We start from the raw sequence: 17,937 nt of genomic DNA on the forward strand, positions 1-17,937 counted from the left end.
CATGACGATCACTCCACAGCGCCCGGCGGGGCTGGCCGCGCGGCTTGCTTCGGCGTTGAAGGCCGCGCTATTGCCATCGGCCGTCGAGGCCGACCCGCTGCCTTCGTACGGGACCCCGGTGAACCGCCGGCATCAGGAAGCACTAGCCGTGCTCACCGCCGCCCGCGGCGTGGTCAGCCGGGGCTGGGTGCAACGCACGTGGTACGTCACCCAGACCCCGCACGGCCGCCGCCGGTCCGGCCAGCGGTTCTTCCCGAGCCGCCTGGACCACGCGAACGTCGTGCAGGCATGCCTGGTCGGCGCCGTGATGCACGCGGGCTGGATGCAGAGCCCGCACGCCGAGTACGCGTACCCGGCCATCGACGCCCTGTGGCACGCTTTGTTCGACGCGAGCCCACGCCCCACCGCCGACCCGGTCGGCCCACCGTGCCCGCCGATGGTCCGAGCGGCCCGCGTCCGCGACCTGACAACGTGGAACGACCGCCTGCACCGCAGCCGAGACGACGTCCTGCAGCTCCTCGACCGAGCCGCGGCCCGGGTCGCCCAGCCCCAGCCGGCCTGACCCCGCCCGCACACGTCCGGCGCCGCGGCAACCCGGGTCGCCCAGCCCCAGCCGGCCTGACCGCGCACCCACCCACCCGGCGCCGCGACAACCCCGGCGGCCGGGCGCTTCCCCGCGCCCGGCGATCGCCCAGGCGCGCTGCTCGCGGCGCACGAAGGCTGCGTTCCGGTCCGCAGGTGGGCGTTTGCGCGGCGGGCGACGGGTTGCAGGCCGCAGGCCGCAGGCGGCCGCAGGCGGCGGGCAGCGGGCAGCGGGCAGCGGGCAGCGGGCAGCGGATCACGGTCGCGGCAGCGGATCACGGTCGCGGCAGCGGGTCGCGGCAGCGGCAGCGGCAGCGGCAGCGGCAGCGGCAGATCACGGTCGCGGCCATTCCGATGCCGTGGCCCGCCGTTTCGCGACCTGGATATATCCGATATTTCGTGTATGTGCCGTTGAGCCATGCTATCGGGATTGGTCGCCGCCGGCATGGTCGTCGCGAAGTGCTCCGCGCGGGGCCGAACCAGCTGAACAGTTCCAGGTACTGGGAGCGGCGACCACATCCTGAACCTGCGGTCCGCGATGTGAGACCCGTGTCCATTATGGACGAACTTTTGTCCTGCAACACGACTTTCGTCCCCGGGCATTTCCCTGCCGGATGTGAACCTTGGAGAGTTATGGCTCGTATGTGGGCCAAAGTCTCCAAGGTCCGCCGAAAGTCCACGATGCGGTTGCCGTGTCCCACATAGCTGGACGGCGGCTGCAATCGGGAGCGAATCATTCTGTCCGCGCCCGCGCCGCCACGCCCGTCCGCACCTGTGCCGCCACCCGCGCGCGGATCTCGGCCGAAACCGGCGGCTGACGATCAGCCGCACGCACTCGGGGCCGGGCCGGCGCGTTGATGATCGGCCGGGCTCGCTCGGGCGGGGCTCGCCTGGGAGCATGGGGGTGTGCTGGTTGCATTCTCTGTGACGCCGCTGGGCGTGGGTGACTCTGTCGGGGATCTGGTGGCCGAGGCGATCCGGGTCGTGCGAGCCTCCGGGCTGCCGAACCGGACCGATGCCATGTTCACCACCGTCGAGGGCGAGTGGGACGAAGTCATGGCCGTGATCAAGCAGGCCGTCGAGGTGGTGTCGGCGAAGGCTCCCCGGGTGAGCCTGTCGCTGAAGGCCGACGTGCGGCCCGGCGTGACCAACGCGCTGGAGGCCAAGGTCGCGCACATCGAACGGACACTCCGCGAGTGAACCGGGCAGGCGCACACCGAACGCGCAATCCAGGAGCGAACCAGGCAGGCACACACCGAACGCGCAATCCAGGAGCGAACCAGGCAGGCACACACCGAACGCGCAATCCAGGAGCGAACCAGGCAGGCACACACCGAACGCGCAATCCAGGAGCGAACCGGGCACGCACACACCGAACGCGCAATCCAGGAGTGAACCAGGCTCGCGCACAGCGAACGGGCCCTCGGGAAGTGAGCCGCGCACGGCTGACGGGGGTGCTCCGCAAGTGAGGCGCCTCGTCATGTGGGACGTCGACTACACGCTGCTGCGTGGGGGTGGCGTGGCGGCGACGGCGTGGCGTGCCGCGTTCACCGAGGTCACCGGGCTGGACTGGCGGGCGAAGCCGATCTTTGGTGGGCGCACCGACCTGGACATATGCGCCGAAGTGTTCGCGGCGCACGGGATCACGGAATATGCCCCGGAGGACTTTTTCGCCCGATATATCAGACAGGTCGAGGAGACGGCCCACCTCTTCGCCGAGCAGGGTGCGTTGATGCCGGGCGTCAAGGACGTGCTCGACCGGCTGTCGGCGGACACGAGTGTCGTGCAGACCCTGGTGACCGGGAACGTGCCGGCGGTCGCGCATGCCAAGGTCGCGGCGTTCGGCCTGGCGACGGTCTTCGACGCGGAGGTCGGCGGCTACGGCACCGACGACAGCGTGCGGGCCAGTCTGGTGCGGCGCAGCTTGGAACGGGCGGAGGCCAAGTACGAGGAGCGGTTCACGCCGGTCGTCGTCGGCGACACGGTGAACGACGTCGAGGCGGGGCTGGCCAATCGGGCGCTCGTCGTCGGCGTGGCCACCGGCTCGACCCGGATGGCCGATCTCGAGCTCGCCGGCGCGCACATCGTCTTACCCGATTTGTCCGACGTGGACTCGGCCGTAAAAGCATTGACGGGCTGAGCCCCGAACCCCGGCGAGCTGAGCAGGACTGTCCGCCACCAGCCCTGCCCGGCACAAGCAAACGACGAACCTCCTACGTAGGGCTCACCGGGTTGGGCAGCGCGCCGCCAAACCGCCTGTCGCGCGACGCGAACAGCTCACACGCATACCACAAATGGCGGCGGTCGAAGTCGGGCCAGAGCGTGTCCAAATAGACCATCTCGGCGTACGCGGACTGCCAGAGCATGAAGTTGGACGTGCGCTGCTCGCCGGACGGGCGCAGGAACATGTCCACCTCGGGAACCTCGGGGTGGTACAGGTATCGCGCGATCGTCTTCTCGCTGATCTTGTCGGCCTTGAGCTTGCCGGCGGCCACGTCGCGCGCGATCGCGGCGGCGGCGTCGGCGATCTCGGCCTGGCCGCCGTAGTTCACGCAGAACTGCAGGGTCAGCGTGTTGTTGTTCTTCGACATCTCCTCGGCGGTCTCCAGCTCGGAGATCACGCTCTTCCAGAGGCGGCCGCGCCGGCCGGACCAGACCACCTTGACGCCGAGATCGATCAGCTCGTCGCGGCGGCGGCGGATCACATCGCGGTTGAAGCCCATCAGGAAGCGCACCTCCTCCGGCGACCGCTTCCAGTTCTCGGTGGAGAAGGCGTAGACCGACAGGTACGGGATGCCGATCTCGATGGCCCCCTCGATGGTGTCGAACAGCGAGTGCTCGCCCTGCTCATGGCCCTTCGTGCGGCCTAGTCCGCGTTCCTTGGCCCACCGGCCGTTGCCGTCCATCACGATCGCCACGTGGCGCGGGACGGCAGCCTTCGGCAGGTCCGGTGGCCGGGCACCGGACAGATGAGGGGTGGGTGGTCGCGTCATCAGATCTCCCGTCGATCCACTAGCGGGAGCGAGCGCAGGGCCCGCTCCATGTGCCATTGCAGGTGTGCGGCGACCAGGCCGCTGCACTCGCGGCGCACCGGGGTCTCGGTGGCGTCCGCTATCGCCCAGTCGCCGGTGGCGAGGGCACTCATCAACGCGAGGGTGGCCGGGCTCGGGTGCGCGGCGCCGGGCGGGCGGCAGTCGGGACAGACCGCGCCGCCGGCCGGCACCGAGAACGCGGCGTGCCGGCCCGGATCGCCGCAGACCGCGCACTCGGCGAGCGCGGGCGCCCAACCGGCGGTGGCCATCCCCCGCAAGAGGTAGGCGTCGAGGACCAGGCCGCCGGAATGCTCGCCGGCCGCGAGCGCCCGCAACGCGCCCAGGGTGAGCTGGAAAAGCCGCAGCGACGGGTCCCGCTCGATCGGGGTGAGTCGCTCGGCGGTCTCCGCGATGGCGCTGGCCGCCGTATAGCGCGGGTAGTCGGTGAGGAACTTCTTCCCGTACAGCTCGATCGCCTCGACCTGGCTGACCGAGTGCAGCGAGCTGCCCAGCCCCTCGGGCGAGCCGGCGAGCTGCAGGTCGACGTGCCCGAACGGCTCGAGCCGGGCCCCGAAACGTGAATTCGTCCGCCGGACTCCCCGGGCCACCGCGCGCAGCCGGCCGTGCCGGCGGGTCAGCAGCGTGATGATCCGGTCGCTCTCCCCCAGCTTCTGCACACGCAGGACCACCGCGTCGTCGCGGTAGAGCTGGCGGCGATAACCGGATCCGGTGGGCATCTGCACATTCTGCCGCGCGGGTACGACATGATCCGAAGCGGACCCTGACAGGATCTCAGGGTCATCTAGGGGGTCAGTCAGTGACAGGACCGATGGTGTGAAGCTCCCACCATCAATAGGTTCATGGACATGACCACCACATTCGCCCGGCGTGCCGGAATCCTCGCCGTCGCCACCGCGGCCGCCACCACCCTGACGGGCTGTGCCGGGGTTCTCGGGGCGAAGATGACGTACGAGGACTCGGTGAAGACGAAGATCACAGAGATCCGGGTCAACGGCGGCAGCGGCGACGTCGTGGTGAACACGGGAGCGGTCGCCGACACGGCCGTCAAGCGGGTGGTCCGCGGCACCGCGAACCCCGGCGACTCGTACCGGATGGACGGCAGCTCCCTGGTGCTGGACACGTCGTGCGGGCGCAACTGCTCGGTGTCGTACGAGATCACCGCGCCGGCCAACGTGGCGGTCAGCGGCGAGCTGCGCTCCGGCAACATCCTGCTCACCGGCGTCGGCACCACGGACCTCCAGCTGACGAGCGGGGACGTGACGGTCCGCGAGCCGACCGGCCCGGTGAAGGTGCGCGGCACATCCGGCGACATCCGGGTGCTGGACGCGAAGAGCACGGTCACGGTGCAGACCACCTCGGGCGACATCGAGGCGCTGAACGCGGCCGGTGCCGTCGACCTCAAGGTCACCTCGGGCGACATCAACGCGGAGCTGTCCGCGCCGAATCCGGTGCGGGCGCAGACCACCAGCGGCGACGTGAACGTGCGGGTGCCGGCCGGCAGCTATCGCGTCAGCACCGACACCGGCTCCGGCGACGAGGCACTCGTGGGCATCACGAACGATCCGGCCGCGAAGAACACGATCGACGTACGAACGGGAAGCGGCGACGCGACCGTGACCGCGCGCTAAAAGACCCGTCACCGCGCGCTAGATACCAACTCCGGCGCAACGGGCGACACCGCGACAACCGGGCGGCCGCCAGGCACCAACGACGGCCGCCGCCCGGCCGACACATCCTCCACCCACCCCACCGCAAGCACCACGATGGCGAGCAACACCGCAACCACGGCCAGCCGCCAACTGATCCCGGTCCAGCCCGCCACCGGCAACCCGACCGCCTCGGCAAACTTCACCACCGCCACGATCAACGGAACATGCCAGAGGTAGATCGTCAGCGCCCGAGCATTCAGAACAGTAAGGACCCGGCGCGCCCGCATCACGGGCGAAATACTCAGAAAAATCAGGATGAAGGCGGCGGACCACAGCGCATTACCCAGCGGGATGTCGTTCAGGTCCAGCCCGCGCGGACCGGGATGAGTGAGACTCCACGCCGCACCGGCAACCGCCAGCGCCCCGATCAACCACCACCGGCGCCGCGTCAGCATGCCGTCATTGTGGGCGAACCCCAGCAGCCAGGCGCCGCCGTAAAGCGCGAGGTCGCGAACAACGGCCGGCGGCGCGATACCGGCGAAGGTGATCACGGCCAACCCGGCGTACGGGAAAAGGATCGTGGGAAGCGGGAAACGCCGGAACACCGGGAGGGCCAGCGGCGAGAGAAGGACAAACCAGAGGAAGTCCCGCAAATACCACATGGCCGCGAGGCCTTCCATCCAGAAGCCGGTCGCGGGCGGATCCTGGATCGGGAACGCCCAGAGCAGGATCGTCCAGTTCCACACCAGGCCGGAGATCAGCATGCTGGGGACGGCGACCCCGACCAGGACCCAGACCGCCGGCAGAAGGCGGTGCAGCCTGCGCTCGACGGCCCAGGGACCGTACCGGTCGAGCGAGGCCGCCATCATCGACCCGGCCAACGCGAACATGACCGACATTGCCGGAAATATCACGGTTAGTGCTGCCCAGCCGGTCGAGTGGTAGACCACCACCCGCAGGGTCGCCACGGCCCGCAGCAGATCCAGGTACCGGTTACGCATACGCCCGTTGTTACCCAAGCCGGGCCTAAAGGTTCAAACCAGCGTGACTTATCCCATATGGTCAAAAACCCAATTTGCGGAGCTGGCGGGGATCACGCTGCCACTCCTTCGCTACCCGCACATGAAGATCGAGATACACCCGGGTGCCGAGAAGCTGTTCAATCTCTTGCCGCGCCTGGCTGCCGACGTCCTTGAGCCGCGACCCGCGCGACCCGATCACGATCGACTTCTGGCTGTCCCGCTCCACGTACAGATTCGCGTAGATCTTCGTGAGGCCACCCTCGACCATCATCTCCTCGACCAGCACCGCGATCGAGTGCGGCAGCTCGTCACGCACGCCCTCCAGCGCCGCCTCCCGAATCAGCTCCGCGATCAGCACCTGCTCCGGCTCATCGGTCAGCACGTCGTCCGGATACAGCTGCGGCGACTCCGGCAGATACTTGATCATCACGTCGACCAGCGTCTGCACCTGATGCCCGGACACCGCGCTCACCGGCACGATCTCGGCGAAATCATGCAGCTCACTGACCGCGAGCAGGTGCTTGGCCAGCACCTCCGGCGACACCAGATCGACCTTCGTCACCACCGCCACGATCGTCGCCTTGAGCTCGGCCATCTCCGCCGAGATGAACCGGTCGCCGCGCCCCACCGGCTCGTCCGCCGGGAAACACACGCCGATCACGTCGACCTCGCTCCACACCTCCCGCACGAGATCGTTGAGCCGCTCCCCCAGCAGCGTCCGCGGCCGATGCAGCCCCGGCGTGTCCACCAGGACGAGCTGCGCGTCCTCCCGATGCAGAATCCCCCGGATCACGTGCCGGGTCGTCTGCGGCTTGTTCGAGGTGATCGCGATCTTCTGCCCGATGATCGCGTTCGTCAGCGTGCTCTTGCCCGCGTTGGGTCGCCCGACAAAACAGGCAAACCCGGCGCGGTAGACGTCGTCACGGTCAACCTGGCGCACCGCTTCCTTATGCCGATGCGCCGGCCGCGCCGAACTCACCGACCCGGACTCACGCTCAGCGACATTTTTAGCCGTACGCGACGGCTCCGCCCCCGCCGACCCACGCCGTTCCGGGCCCCGGATTGGCCCGCGACGCCCGCCTGCGGCACCGGCCCCAGAAGCCCGGCGGCTCTTAGCGGCGCCGCCCCCACCCCGGCTGCCGGAGGCGCTCCCCGCATCCCGGCCCGACGCGCTCGCGGCCCGCTTCGCAGACCCACCGCCAGACGTGCTCCCCGCAGACCCACCCCCGGCAGCGCCGTCAGCCCGCCGGGCCGCACGACGCTCCTGACGCCGGATCTCATTACGCTCCCCCGGAGTGAGCCGACGCTCGTCCCGGCCAGAGTTGTCGGTCATGCGGTGACCGAGCCCAGCAGCGAACCGTCCGGGGCCGCCACGTGGATCGGGGCCTCCGCGGACATGTCGCGCACCGCCGCGTGACCCGCTCCGTCCAACTCGGACGCCTCCGTCACCACCGCCGCCGCCTCCAGCTTCGTCGCCCCCGCCGCCACCGAGGACGCCACCGCCAGCTGCAACGCGGTCACCGCCAAACTCGGCAACACCACCGTGGCAGCGGCGTACGTCCGCCCGTCCTGATCGCGTACGGCCGCACCCTCGACCGCACCCACCCGGGCGCGTGAGCTGCGCGCCAGCGTGACCAGTTTGGCGTCCTCGGCGCTCAGCGCCACGCCGTCGGCCGCCGGGACGGCGGCACCGGAGAAGATCTGGTCAGGCATCAGCGGTCTGTCTTTCCTCGGAATCAGTCGTATCGGGATGTTCCTCGGCGCCCGGCGCCGGCTCAATCTTGCGGACCAGCACCGAATCGATCCGGTTGCGCCGGCCCGTCGTACCCTCGGCCACCAGGCGCAGCCCACCCACATCGGCCTGCGCACCCGGAATCGGCACCCGGCCCAGCGTCTGCGCCAGCAGACCGCCGACCGTCTCCACCTCGTCGGCCGGAAGCTCCACGCCGAAGATCTCCCCCAGATCCTCGATCGGCAGCCGCGCCGTCACCCGCACCGCGCCGTCGTCGAGATGCTCCACCGGCGGACGCTCGACGTCGTACTCGTCGGTGATCTCCCCGACGATCTCCTCCAGGATGTCCTCGATCGTGACCAGCCCGGCCGTACCGCCGTACTCGTCCACCACGATCACCAGGTGGGTGCGCGCCGCCTGCATCTCGGACAGCAGATCGTCCACCGGCTTCGACTCCGGCACGAACGTCGCCGAGCGCATCACGTCCGACACTGCCTCCGACGACGCCTCCGTGTCACCCGACTGGGTACGGCGGATCACGTCCTTCAGATACAGGACGCCCAGCACGTCGTCGACACTCTCGCCGATCACCGGAATCCTGGAGAAACCGGACCGCAAGAACAAGTACAGGCCCTGCTGAAGCGACTTCGACGCCTCGATCCACACCATCTCGGTGCGCGGCACCATCACCTCACGGGCGATCGTGTCACCCAGCGCGAACACCGAATGGATCATCTCGCGCTCGCCGTGCTCCACGACGCCTCGCTGCTCGGCCAGGTCGACCAGCTCGCGCAGCTCCACCTGGCTGCCGAACGGACCCTCCGGGAAACCCCGGCCCGGCGTCACCGCGTTCCCGATCAGGATCAGCAGCGACGCCAGCGGGTTCAGCACCTTGCCCAGCCAGCGGACCAGCGGCGCCGCCGCCAGGCCCACCGCGTACGCGTGCTGGCGGCCGACCGTCCGCGGCGCCACCCCGACCACGACGAAGCTGACCACCGTCATCGCTCCGGCCGTGACCAGCGCCGCCCGCCAGCCGATCCCCCAGCTGTCCACGGCCACCAACGCGACCAGCGTGGTCGCGGTCAGCTCACAGAGCAGCCGCAGCAGAAGCAGCAGATTGAGATGGCGCACCACATCGGAGGCGACGGCGGCCAGCGCCGCGGCGCCGCGCTTGCCCTCGCGGGCCATCTCCGCCGCCCGGGCCGCCGAGACGCTGCCCAGGGCGGCGTCCGCCATCGACGCCAGACCGGCCAGGAACACCAGCACGACCGCGTAAATGATCAGCTGAACGTCCGGCAGGCCGGCCGACGCCGAACCTGCCGCGATTAGATTGGCGGGCTCCATGGGACTCAGCCGGCCTGCCGGCCGGCACGCCAGCTCGCCAGGAGACGGTTCTGAAGCCCGAACATCTCCCGCTCCTCGTCCGGCTCGGCGTGGTCGTACCCCAGCAGGTGCAGCGCGCCGTGCACGGTGAGCAGCGCCAGCTCGTCGGCCGCCGCGTGACCCGACGCCGCCGCCTGTTTGGCCGCCACCTCGGGCGCGAGCACGATGTCGCCCAGCAGCGCGGGCTCACCCGTGCCGGCCTCACCCGGACCGTGGTCGACGCTGCCCTCGTCCATCGGGAACGCGAGGACGTCGGTCGGGCCGTCGCCACCCATCCAGCGATGGTTCAGCTCGGTCATGTAGTCGACGTCGACCAGCAGGATGGACAGCTCGGCGAGCGGGTTGACACCCATCTCGTCGAGCGCGTACCGGGCCACCGCGAGGATCGCGTCGGTGTCGACCTCGACTCCCGACTCGTTGGCGATCTCGATGGACATAGTGGTGGTTGTACCCCTTGGATCAGCGCCTACGCCCGGGACGGCCACCACTGGCGGCGCGGCCGGGCACGGCGTGGACGGATTGAGCGGCGAGTTGTTCCTGCTCGGCGTCGTACTTCGCGTACGCGTCAACGATTTCGGCCACCAAACGATGCCGGACGACGTCGGAGCTGGACAACTCCGCGAAGTGCACGTCCTCGACACCCTGCAGGATCTGGCGCACGATCTTGAGACCGCTGGTCGTCCCGCCGGGCAGGTCGACCTGCGTGACGTCGCCGGTGACCACGATCTTGGCACCGAACCCGAGCCGGGTGAGGAACATCTTCATCTGCTCGGGCGTCGTGTTCTGCGCCTCATCCAAAATGATGAAAGCGTCGTTCAGCGTGTTGTGCGTCACGATCATGTCGTCGGTGACGTAGAGCGAGTCTTCCGCGGCGACCTGGATGCAGACCGTCTCGGTCTCGCCCATCGGCTCGATCTCGTGGATGAACCGCATCGGCCGCCCGCCGCCGGTGGCGTCGTAGGCCGCGCGCTTGCGGGCCAGCCGGAACGGCTGAACACCCTCGGGCAGGCGGATGTCCAGCACGAACGCGTCGTTCCGGTAACCCACCTCCCGGCCCTTCGCAAGGCCGGGCTTGCGGCCTAGCGCCGGACGACGACGCCAATACGCCACTCCACCGAGCGAGCGCACCAGGAAGACCACGTCGTCGCGCAGCCGCTCCGAGCAGGTCGTGTACTGGATGCGGCAGGTGCGCCCAAGCTGGGTGACCGGGCCACCGTCGCTGTCGAACAGGCCCTGCAAGATCGCGAGCCGCACGGCCGCGCTGTTGAACCGGTACGCCTCGGGGACGAACTTCGTCTCCGACTTCGTGCCGGCCAGTTGCAGCTCACGGAGTACGGCGGTAACCGGGTTCGCGGTGATCACGCCGCCGCGACCACCGCCGTCGGCACGACGCAACACATAGTCGATCTCGGACTTACGGAATAGCGAGATCTTCGGCAGAGCCGCGTCCAGCGCTTCGGCCAGTTCCGGGTCGGCGGTACTGAACGACGGTGTGCTCCGCGTTGTCAGGCAGCCGTCCCCGAGCAGCAGGCCCAAGGCGTACGGGTCCATCGGCACGTCCTGCGGGACGAACTCCACGGGCGCGACCAGCGGCAGCTCGTACCGGTGAACATGCCCGCGGCGGAGCTTGCCGATCATGTCCTGGGTCTGCAGGACACGGGCAGGACGGCCGTGGCTGCGGTCATCCACCGTGCGGACCGTCCACAGGTGCTCGCCGCACGCGATGGTTGACGCGCCGTCCTGGGTGGTGACGCGATAGACCTCTTTTCGGCCCTGCGGGTAGACCCCGAGCACCGGCGTGGGCAGGCCGTCGGACCCGACGACCAGGTCGCCGACCGCGAGATCACCGATCGGCCGCCAGCCCTCCGGCGTCAGCACCTTGGCGTCCAACGGCTGCGCCCGGCCACGCATGTACGCCAGCGGCGCGACCTCGATCGTGCCGGCCGCCATCAGGCGCGGGATGGCCTCCGGGTCGAGCATGTCGTGCAGCGCGTCGTAGAGCGGCCGCAGATACGGGTCGATCTTTTCGTTCAGCGTGCCCGGCAGGAAGCCCAGCCGCTCGCCGGCCTCGACCGCCGGGCGGGTCAGGATGATGCGGCTGACCTGCTTGGCGGTCAGCGCCTGCACCGCCTTGGCCATGGCCAGGTAGGTCTTGCCGGTGCCGGCGGGGCCGATGCCGAAGACGATCGTGTTCTCGTCGATGGCGTCGACGTAGTGCTTCTGGCCCAGCGTCTTGGGCCGGATCGTGCGGCCCCGGCGGGACAGGATGTTCAGCGTGAGCACCTCGGCCGGGCGCTCGGTGGTGTTTTCCTCGAGCATGTTGGCGGTGCGGCGCACCGAGTCGACGGTGAGCGTCTCGCCCTTCTCGATCAGCTCGATGAGCTCGGAGAACAGGCGCTCGGCGGTGGCGTTCTCGGCCGGGTCCCCGGTGATGGTGATCTCGTTGCCGCGCACGTGCACATCGCTGGCGAGGTTGCGCTCGATGTATCGGAGGATTTCGTCCTTGGCGCCCAGCAGGTTCACCATGATCTTCGGGTCGGAGACCGAGATCTTGGTTTGCACCCGCGCGGCACCGCTGGAGCCCGCGCTGGAAGGGTTCGGCGTACCGGTCATAGGGCGGCCCGTGAGGCCTCCGCCACCTGCTCTCTTTCTCGTCGTCGCCCGGCGCGGGCGGCGCGTTTAAGGATCGTGCCATCGTATCCGTTCGACAGCTTGGACGCCGATGCCATTATCGGCCCGGAGCCCAGGATCACGCTCCCTGACCGGCCGAGGCGGGGCCGCCGTCGAACCCTTCCTGAACTCGGGTGAAACGGTACGTCGCCCAGTGCATGCGGACGATCACCCCGGCGTCGTCGCGGGTGAGCCGCAGCAGCTCGCCGGCTTCCCGGCCGGCGGTGGTCCGCAACACGTCGGGCCGGTCCGGCAGCGGCTGGAACACGGCGGGCAGGGTGCCGGCCGGGGCGTCCGCGAGCCGGCCCTGCAGGACGCCGTGGTGCCAGGCGAAGTGGAACTGCTGGCCTTCGCTCCACCAGGGTCCGAGCGCCGACCGGTACGCCTCCGGGGCCGGGGCGGCGGCTGTCCACGGCCGGATGTCGGCGGGGTCGAGTTCGGCGGCGAGCCGGAGCAGTTCGTGCGCGAGCTCGATGGTTTCGCGGGCGGTGCCGGATGATCCGAGCACGGCGCAGCCGAGCCCGGCGGGGGTGTCGTCGCCGCGCCGTCCGTAGACGCCGGCCAGGAAGCCGGGCATCGCGCCGTCGTGGCCGACGTGGGTGACGTGTCCGCCTTGCGGCATGAGGAGCAGGCCGAGTCCGAATCCGGCGGCCCAAAGGGTCTCGTCGGTGGTGGTCAGCGGCCAGCGCATCTCGTCGAGGGTGCCGGCCGCCAGGACCTTGCCGTCCGGGTCGACGGTGTCGGGGCTGACCAGGAACGATGCCCATTTGGCCATGTCCTGGGCGGTGCTCCAGAGCTGGGCGGCGGGGGCGACGCCGCCCATGTCGATCTGGGGTTCCGGGCGGGCCGCGTCGGACCAGTTGTCGACGAGGTAGCCGACGGCGGCCTGGGGCGGGGCGGTCACGGTGGTGGCGGTGAGGCCGAGCGGGCTCAGGACGCGGTCGTCGACGATTTCGGCCCAGGTGCCGCCGCGGAGTTTCGCGACGAGCTGGCCGAGGACGGCGAGGCCGAGGTTGGAGTAGTGGTAGCGGCGGGCGTTGGGCAGTACGCGTTCGGCCCGGTCGAGCTGGTCGAGCATCACCTCGGAGGACGGGGCGAGCAGGGTGTCCCAGACGTCGCCGAAGGGTTCGCGCTGGAAGCCGGCGGTGTGCGAGAGGAGCCGCCGGATGGTGGCGTCGCCGTGTGCGGGGACGTCGAGGTAGTCGGCGACGGGCCGGTCGAGGTCGAGCAGTCCGTCGTCGCGGGCCTGCATGACGAGGACGGCGGTGAAGGTTTTGGTGACCGAGCCGATCCGGAAGCGGGTGTCCGGGCCGAGCGGGTGGGCCGGGTTGCCGGAGTCGCCGACGGTGAGCACCCACGGTTCGCGGTCGGCGCGGTGCAGCGCGACCGAGAGGGCGGGGATGCGGCCGGTGGCCTGGGCCTTGCGGGTGGCGCGCTCGTAGCGTGAGTGTGCGGTCATCGGATCGCCAGCATCGGGCCGAGGGGTTCGCCGCCGAGGACGTGTGCGTGCACGTGGAAGACTTCCTGCCCGGCGTAGGGGCCGGTGTTGAACAGGACGCGGAAGCCGTCGGCGGTCAGGCCCTCGGCTTCGGCGACCGCTGCGGAGGCGGCGAGCACGTCGGCGGCGGCGGCCGGGTCGGCGGCGAGCGCGACGATGTCGGGGTAGTGGGTTTTGGGGATGACCAGCACGTGGACGGCGGCCTTGGGGTCGATGTCCCGGAACGCGATGGTCGTGTCGGTCTCGTGTACCACGGTCGTGGGGATCTCTCCGGCCACGATGCGGCAGAACAGGCATTCGGTGTCCACGCGGGGAATCTTAAGGTGAGTGCATGATTTCTCGGGCGGTGCTGGTCACCGGTTCATCACGTGGGCTGGGTGCGGCGATCGCCCAGCGGTTCGCCGGGTCGGGCGATCGGGTTGCGGTGCACCACCGTGACTCGCAAAAAGAGGCAGAGTCCGTCTTATCCGACTTGCCAGGCGACGGCCACATCCTCATAAAAGGCGATTTGTCAGACCCGCACGCCGTACGGGAAATGGTGGATCTCGCCGCGCGACAGCTGAACGGCTTGGATGTCCTCGTCAACAACGCCGGCGCCTACGGCGGACGGGACCGGCCGCATCCCGTGTTCGGGCTCGACTATGCCGGGTGGCGCGACGCGTGGCGGGAGACCTTCGAGGTCAATTTGTTCGGGGCGGCGAACGCGACCTGGGCGGCCGCGCAGCACATGCGCGAGCGGGGCGGCCGGATCATCAACGTCTCGTCCCGGGGCGCCTTCCGTGGTGAGCCGGAACAACCGGCGTACGGGGCGAGCAAGGCCGCGATGAACGCGATGGGCCAGTCGCTGGCGATCGCGCTGGCGCCGTACGGGATCACGGTGGCGGGCGTGGCGCCGGGTTTCATCGAGACCGACATGGTGCGTGAACACCTGGAGGGTCCGGCCGGTGACGCGATCCGCGCGCAGAGCCCGTTCGGCCGGATCGCGCGGCCCGAGGAGGTGGCCGCCGCGGTGCATTGGCTGGCGTCAGCGGAGGCCGAGTGGGCCAGCGGCGCGATCTTGGACTTGAATGGGGCCTCGTACCTGCGTACTTGAGGCTTGGAGTTTTGCATGATCGACGATCTCGTGAGGCAGCTGGACCTTGAGGAGAAGGTCTCGCTGCTGTCCGGGCAGGATCTCTGGTCGTTGCCGGCGATCCCGCGGATCGGGCTGCGCTCGCTGGTGATGTCGGACGGCCCGATCGGCGTACGGGGAACCGGCTGGGCTCCCGACGATCCGTCGATCGCGCTGCCCAGCCCGACCGCGCTGGCGGCCGCGTGGGATGTGGATCTCGCCGAGCGGGCCGGCCGGCTGCTCGGCCAGGAGTCGCGGCGCAAGGGCGTGCACGTGCTGCTCGGCCCGACGGTCAACCTGCATCGCACCCCGCTGGGCGGCCGGCATTTCGAGTGCTATTCGGAGGATCCGCTGCTCACCGCCGAGGTCGCGGTGGGTTTCGTACGCGGCGTGCAGGCACACGGCGTGGCGACGACGGTCAAGCATCTGGTCGGCAACGACTTCGAGACCGACCGGATGGAGGTGGACGTCCGGATCGGCGAGCGGGCCCTGCGCGAGCTGTATCTGGCGCCGTTCGAGCGGGTGGTGCAGGCGGGCGGTTGGGGGGTGATGAGCGCCTACAACGGGGTGAACGGCTCGCCGATGGCCTCGAACAAGCGGCTGCAGGACGACATCCTCAAGGGCGAGTGGGGCTTCGACGGGGTCGTGGTATCCGACTGGCGGGCGGCGCGCTCCACCGTGGGCTCGGCGCTGGGCGGTCTGGACATCGCGATGCCGAACCTGGAGAACCCGTGGGGTGCGGCGCTGATCGACGCGGTGCGCACCGGCCTGGTCCCGGAGAAGCTCATCGACGAGAAGGTGCGCCGCGTCTTGTTGCTGGCCTCGCGCGTCGGCGCCCTCGGCGACATTCCGGATAAATCGGAAATGTCGTTGGACGGCGACGCGATCGCGCACGAGGTCGCGGCCCGCTCGTTCGTGCTGGTCCGCAACGAGAACCTGACGCTGCCCCTCAACCCCGCCATGCTCAGCAAGGTCGCGGTGATCGGCGCGCTGGCCGAGGACGCCCGGGTGCTGGGCGGGGGCAGCGCGCAGGTCGCGCCGCCGCATACGATCTCGCCGCTGGACGGCCTGCGGCGGGCACTGTCCGGAGTGTCCTTCGCCACCGGCGCCGACCCGCGCCCGTTCCTGCCCGCCGGTCATGGCGAGCAGTGGTCGGACATCCGGATGACGATCGGCGGCCGCACGTTCGGCCTGGACCGGACGGCGGTGCGCTGGATCGGCTCGCTGCCCGGCGGCCTGGATCTGGACTCGGTGGACGGTCTGCGCCTGGAAGCCACCTTGACGCCGGACGTCAGCGGCGACCACACCCTCGCGATCTCCGGGTTCGGCACGTTCACGCTGGCCGTGGGCGAGCGGTTGCTCTACGACGGCACCCTGCACCCGCCGGGCGCGGGCCGGGCCGAGCTGCTGCTCTCGCCGCGCGAGGAGCGGTTCACCGTGTCGCTGGAGGCCGGCGAACCGGTGAAGGTGGTCCTCGACCAGTCCATCACCCAGGGTGCGGCCCACTCGGTCGCCACCACGCTCGGTTACCGCCCGCCGTCCCCCGACGCGGACGGCATGATCGAGGAGGCGGTGGCGCTGGCCGCCGGGTCCGACGTGGCGGTGGTCGTGGTGGGCACCACCGAGCAGGTCGAGTCGGAGGGCTTCGACCGCACGTCACTGGCGTTGCCGGGCCGCCAGGACGAGCTGGTCGCGAGGGTGGCGGCGGCAAACCCGCGGACGATCGTCGTGGTCAACGCCGGCTCGCCGGTGCTGATGCCGTGGGCCGACGACGTGGCCGCCATCGTGCTGACCTGGTTCCCCGGTCAGGAGGCCGGCGCCGCGCTGGCCGACGTGCTGCTGGGCGTCGTGGAGCCGGGCGGCCGGCTGCCCACGACGTGGCCGCGCAACGAGGAGGACTGCCCCGTGCTGGCGATCGAGCCGCACGACGGCGTGGTCGAGTACAGCGAGGGCATCTTCATCGGCTACCGCGGCTGGTTGCGCTCCGGAGTGGCACCGCTGTACGCGTTCGGTCACGGCCTGGGCTACACGAGCTGGAATTACGACGCGATTTTGGTGACCGCGGAGTCGGCAACGGTAACGCTGACCAACACGGGTACGCGCCCCGGCCGCGAGGTGGTGCAGCTCTACATCGGCCCGTCGCCGGTCGACCCGGACCGCCCCGAGCGCTGGCTGGCCGGCTTCGCCAACGTCTCCGCGCAGCCCGGCGAGACGCTGACGGTCCACATCCCACTCCCGCCCCGCACATTCGAGACGTGGACCGACACGGGCTGGCAGCGAATCCCTGGGACATATCGGGTAATCGCCGCACACGCTCTCGATGACCCACGCCAGGAGGGGACGGTCACGCTCCTTTAGACGTACGCCCACGCGAAAAGCCCCCGGGACCTCGCCCGGCCGGGTGCCAAACCATCTCCGCACGCCCGACCGGGCTGTCCCGCGCGGACGGCCCGGTCGGGTCAGCGCCCGGCGAAGAACGACACCGCCTCGGTCAGCGCCAGGTCGGTCAGCACCGGGTCGTGACGTGCGCCGATGTCGCGCATGAACGCGTGCTCACCACCCCGATAAACGTGCAGCTCCAGGTCGGTGAGCCCGGAGGCGTACAGGGAAGAAATGGTTTGCAGGCGCGCGTCGGCCGGCACATGCGGGTCCTGCGAGCCGAAGACAATCATCATCGGCCCCCGGATCTCGGCGGCCTGCGACAGTGAGCCCGGGTCGTCCGCGCCCAGCGAGCCGTTGTGCAGACCGGTCGGATAGAAGCACACGGTCGCCTCGACCCGCGGGTCGAACGCCGCCCGGAACGCCAGATGCCCACCCAGGCAGAACCCCGTCGCGAACAGCCGGCTCACGTCGTCGCGCCCGCCAAGGTAGTCCAGCGCCGCCACCCGGTCCGAGTCGAACTGCGCCGTCGTCGTCTCGGCCGCCGCGCTCAGCCCGGCCTGCTTCCCGGCGTCGTCGAACTCCAGCGCCACCCCGGCCACCTCGCCCCGCGGATAGATCTCCGGCACGCAGACGACAAACCCGTACGCCGCGAGCCGCCGCGCCGTCCGCAGGGTGGACTCGGTGAGCTGGAAGATGTCGGTGTAGTACAGCACCCCGGGCCACGGCCCGTCCCCCACCGGCCGGATCACTATGGACCGGATCGCAGCGTCGGGCGCCGGAATCCGAACTTCTTCCTCACGGATCTTCATGGCGCGCACCCTACTGACGCCCCGGCCTAGTCCCCGGCGAATCCCC

Annotated in this window: 16 protein-coding genes and 3 pseudogenes; 6 read left to right on the forward strand and 13 right to left on the reverse strand. The window is 69.9% G+C overall.

The window, feature by feature from the left end:
- Position 1 precedes the first annotated feature (1 nt).
- From HH310_RS32810 to HH310_RS32820, 3 genes are all read left to right on the forward strand, one after another.
- A complete protein-coding gene (locus HH310_RS32810) occupies positions 2 to 562 on the forward strand; it encodes a hypothetical protein (protein ID WP_169179594.1) in 561 nt (186 codons plus the stop codon).
- 926 nt (positions 563 to 1,488) lie between these two features.
- Complete coding sequence (locus HH310_RS32815; protein WP_169179595.1) at positions 1,489 to 1,782, forward strand: MTH1187 family thiamine-binding protein; 294 nt, start codon at positions 1,489 to 1,491, stop codon at positions 1,780 to 1,782.
- A gap of 265 nt (positions 1,783 to 2,047) precedes the next feature.
- Positions 2,048 to 2,722 carry a haloacid dehalogenase-like hydrolase gene (locus HH310_RS32820; protein WP_312034477.1) on the forward strand — a complete coding sequence of 225 codons (675 nt, stop codon included), beginning with the start codon at positions 2,048 to 2,050 and terminating at the stop codon, positions 2,720 to 2,722.
- Positions 2,723 to 2,795: 73 nt separating this feature from the next.
- Here HH310_RS32820 and HH310_RS32825 read toward each other — a convergent pair whose 3' ends face one another.
- Positions 2,796 to 3,575 carry an isoprenyl transferase gene (locus HH310_RS32825; protein WP_169179596.1) on the reverse strand — a complete coding sequence of 260 codons (780 nt, stop codon included), beginning with the start codon at positions 3,573 to 3,575 and terminating at the stop codon, positions 2,796 to 2,798.
- On the reverse strand, positions 3,575 to 4,351 hold the full coding sequence (gene recO / locus HH310_RS32830) for a DNA repair protein RecO (RefSeq protein ID WP_169179597.1): 777 nt from the start codon (positions 4,349 to 4,351) through the stop codon (positions 3,575 to 3,577). The genes HH310_RS32825 and recO overlap by 1 nt, the downstream gene beginning before the upstream one ends.
- Positions 4,352 to 4,480: 129 nt before the next feature.
- Here recO and HH310_RS32835 point away from each other — a divergent pair, with 129 nt between their 5' ends.
- Complete coding sequence (locus HH310_RS32835; RefSeq protein WP_169179598.1) at positions 4,481 to 5,263, forward strand: DUF4097 family beta strand repeat-containing protein; 783 nt, start codon at positions 4,481 to 4,483, stop codon at positions 5,261 to 5,263.
- Between the two features lie 8 nt (positions 5,264 to 5,271).
- Here HH310_RS32835 and HH310_RS32840 read toward each other — a convergent pair whose 3' ends face one another.
- The 10 genes and pseudogenes from HH310_RS32840 to HH310_RS32875 form a co-directional block, all read right to left on the reverse strand.
- Positions 5,272 to 6,285, reverse strand: coding sequence for an acyltransferase (locus HH310_RS32840; protein WP_169179599.1), 1,014 nt, complete (start codon positions 6,283 to 6,285; stop codon positions 5,272 to 5,274).
- Between the two features lie 61 nt (positions 6,286 to 6,346).
- Positions 6,347 to 7,246, reverse strand: a complete 900-nt coding sequence (gene era, locus HH310_RS44345; protein WP_169179600.1) for a GTPase Era — start codon at positions 7,244 to 7,246, stop codon at positions 6,347 to 6,349.
- A 389-nt stretch (positions 7,247 to 7,635) separates the two neighbouring features.
- The gene (locus HH310_RS32850; protein ID WP_169179601.1) at positions 7,636 to 8,019 is read right to left on the reverse strand and encodes a cytidine deaminase; all 384 of its coding nucleotides are present in this window, start codon (positions 8,017 to 8,019) and stop codon (positions 7,636 to 7,638) included.
- Positions 8,012 to 9,382: a hemolysin family protein gene (locus HH310_RS32855; RefSeq protein WP_169179602.1), complete on the reverse strand. Its 1,371-nt coding sequence runs from the start codon at positions 9,380 to 9,382 to the stop codon at positions 8,012 to 8,014. Before HH310_RS32855 ends, HH310_RS32850 begins: the two co-directional genes overlap by 8 nt.
- A gap of 5 nt (positions 9,383 to 9,387) precedes the next feature.
- The gene (gene ybeY, locus HH310_RS32860) at positions 9,388 to 9,858 is read right to left on the reverse strand and encodes an rRNA maturation RNase YbeY (protein ID WP_169179603.1); all 471 of its coding nucleotides are present in this window, start codon (positions 9,856 to 9,858) and stop codon (positions 9,388 to 9,390) included.
- 22 nt (positions 9,859 to 9,880) lie between these two features.
- A pseudogene (locus HH310_RS44350) lies at positions 9,881 to 10,243 on the reverse strand (PhoH family protein); the annotation flags it as partial.
- 279 nt (positions 10,244 to 10,522) lie between these two features.
- Positions 10,523 to 11,332, reverse strand: a pseudogene (locus HH310_RS44355) (LAGLIDADG family homing endonuclease); the annotation flags it as partial.
- A pseudogene (locus HH310_RS45585) lies at positions 11,321 to 12,034 on the reverse strand (PhoH family protein); the annotation flags it as partial. The pseudogenes HH310_RS45585 and HH310_RS44355, both read right to left, overlap by 12 nt.
- A 136-nt stretch (positions 12,035 to 12,170) precedes the next feature.
- Positions 12,171 to 13,550: a serine hydrolase gene (locus tag HH310_RS32870; RefSeq protein ID WP_169179605.1), complete on the reverse strand. Its 1,380-nt coding sequence runs from the start codon at positions 13,548 to 13,550 to the stop codon at positions 12,171 to 12,173.
- Positions 13,547 to 13,897, reverse strand: coding sequence for an HIT domain-containing protein (locus tag HH310_RS32875; RefSeq protein ID WP_169179606.1), 351 nt, complete (start codon positions 13,895 to 13,897; stop codon positions 13,547 to 13,549). Before HH310_RS32875 ends, HH310_RS32870 begins: the two co-directional genes overlap by 4 nt.
- Before the next feature lie 23 nt (positions 13,898 to 13,920).
- Here HH310_RS32875 and HH310_RS32880 point away from each other — a divergent pair, with 23 nt between their 5' ends.
- Positions 13,921 to 14,682, forward strand: a complete 762-nt coding sequence (locus tag HH310_RS32880) for an SDR family NAD(P)-dependent oxidoreductase (RefSeq protein ID WP_169179607.1) — start codon at positions 13,921 to 13,923, stop codon at positions 14,680 to 14,682.
- Between the two features lie 15 nt (positions 14,683 to 14,697).
- Entirely contained in the window at positions 14,698 to 17,058 is a 2,361-nt protein-coding gene (locus HH310_RS32885) for a glycoside hydrolase family 3 protein (protein WP_169179608.1), read from the forward strand.
- Between the two features lie 101 nt (positions 17,059 to 17,159).
- On the opposite strand, the gene HH310_RS32890 is transcribed toward HH310_RS32885, so the two are convergent.
- Positions 17,160 to 17,891, reverse strand: coding sequence for a dienelactone hydrolase family protein (locus tag HH310_RS32890; RefSeq protein WP_169179609.1), 732 nt, complete (start codon positions 17,889 to 17,891; stop codon positions 17,160 to 17,162).
- Between the last annotated feature and the right edge of the window lie 46 nt (positions 17,892 to 17,937).

Origin of the sequence: Actinoplanes sp. TBRC 11911 (genome assembly GCF_012933445.1) — a bacterium.
In the GTDB taxonomy this organism is placed as follows: Bacteria; Actinomycetota; Actinomycetes; order Mycobacteriales; family Micromonosporaceae; genus Actinoplanes.

Coding starts and splice junctions, on each gene's coding strand:
- HH310_RS32810 (WP_169179594.1), top strand. CDS start 2: ATGACGATCACTCCACAGCGCCCGGCGGGGCTGGCCGCGCGGCTTGCT.
- HH310_RS32825 (WP_169179596.1), bottom strand. CDS start 3,575: ATGACGCGACCACCCACCCCTCATCTGTCCGGTGCCCGGCCACCGGAC.
- recO (WP_169179597.1), bottom strand. CDS start 4,351: ATGCCCACCGGATCCGGTTATCGCCGCCAGCTCTACCGCGACGACGCG.
- HH310_RS32835 (WP_169179598.1), top strand. CDS start 4,481: ATGACCACCACATTCGCCCGGCGTGCCGGAATCCTCGCCGTCGCCACC.
- HH310_RS32840 (WP_169179599.1), bottom strand. CDS start 6,285: ATGCGTAACCGGTACCTGGATCTGCTGCGGGCCGTGGCGACCCTGCGG.
- HH310_RS32850 (WP_169179601.1), bottom strand. CDS start 8,019: ATGCCTGACCAGATCTTCTCCGGTGCCGCCGTCCCGGCGGCCGACGGC.
- HH310_RS32855 (WP_169179602.1), bottom strand. CDS start 9,382: ATGGAGCCCGCCAATCTAATCGCGGCAGGTTCGGCGTCGGCCGGCCTG.
- ybeY (WP_169179603.1), bottom strand. CDS start 9,858: ATGTCCATCGAGATCGCCAACGAGTCGGGAGTCGAGGTCGACACCGAC.
- HH310_RS32870 (WP_169179605.1), bottom strand. CDS start 13,550: ATGACCGCACACTCACGCTACGAGCGCGCCACCCGCAAGGCCCAGGCC.
- HH310_RS32880 (WP_169179607.1), top strand. CDS start 13,921: ATGATTTCTCGGGCGGTGCTGGTCACCGGTTCATCACGTGGGCTGGGT.
- HH310_RS32885 (WP_169179608.1), top strand. CDS start 14,698: ATGATCGACGATCTCGTGAGGCAGCTGGACCTTGAGGAGAAGGTCTCG.
- HH310_RS32890 (WP_169179609.1), bottom strand. CDS start 17,891: ATGAAGATCCGTGAGGAAGAAGTTCGGATTCCGGCGCCCGACGCTGCG.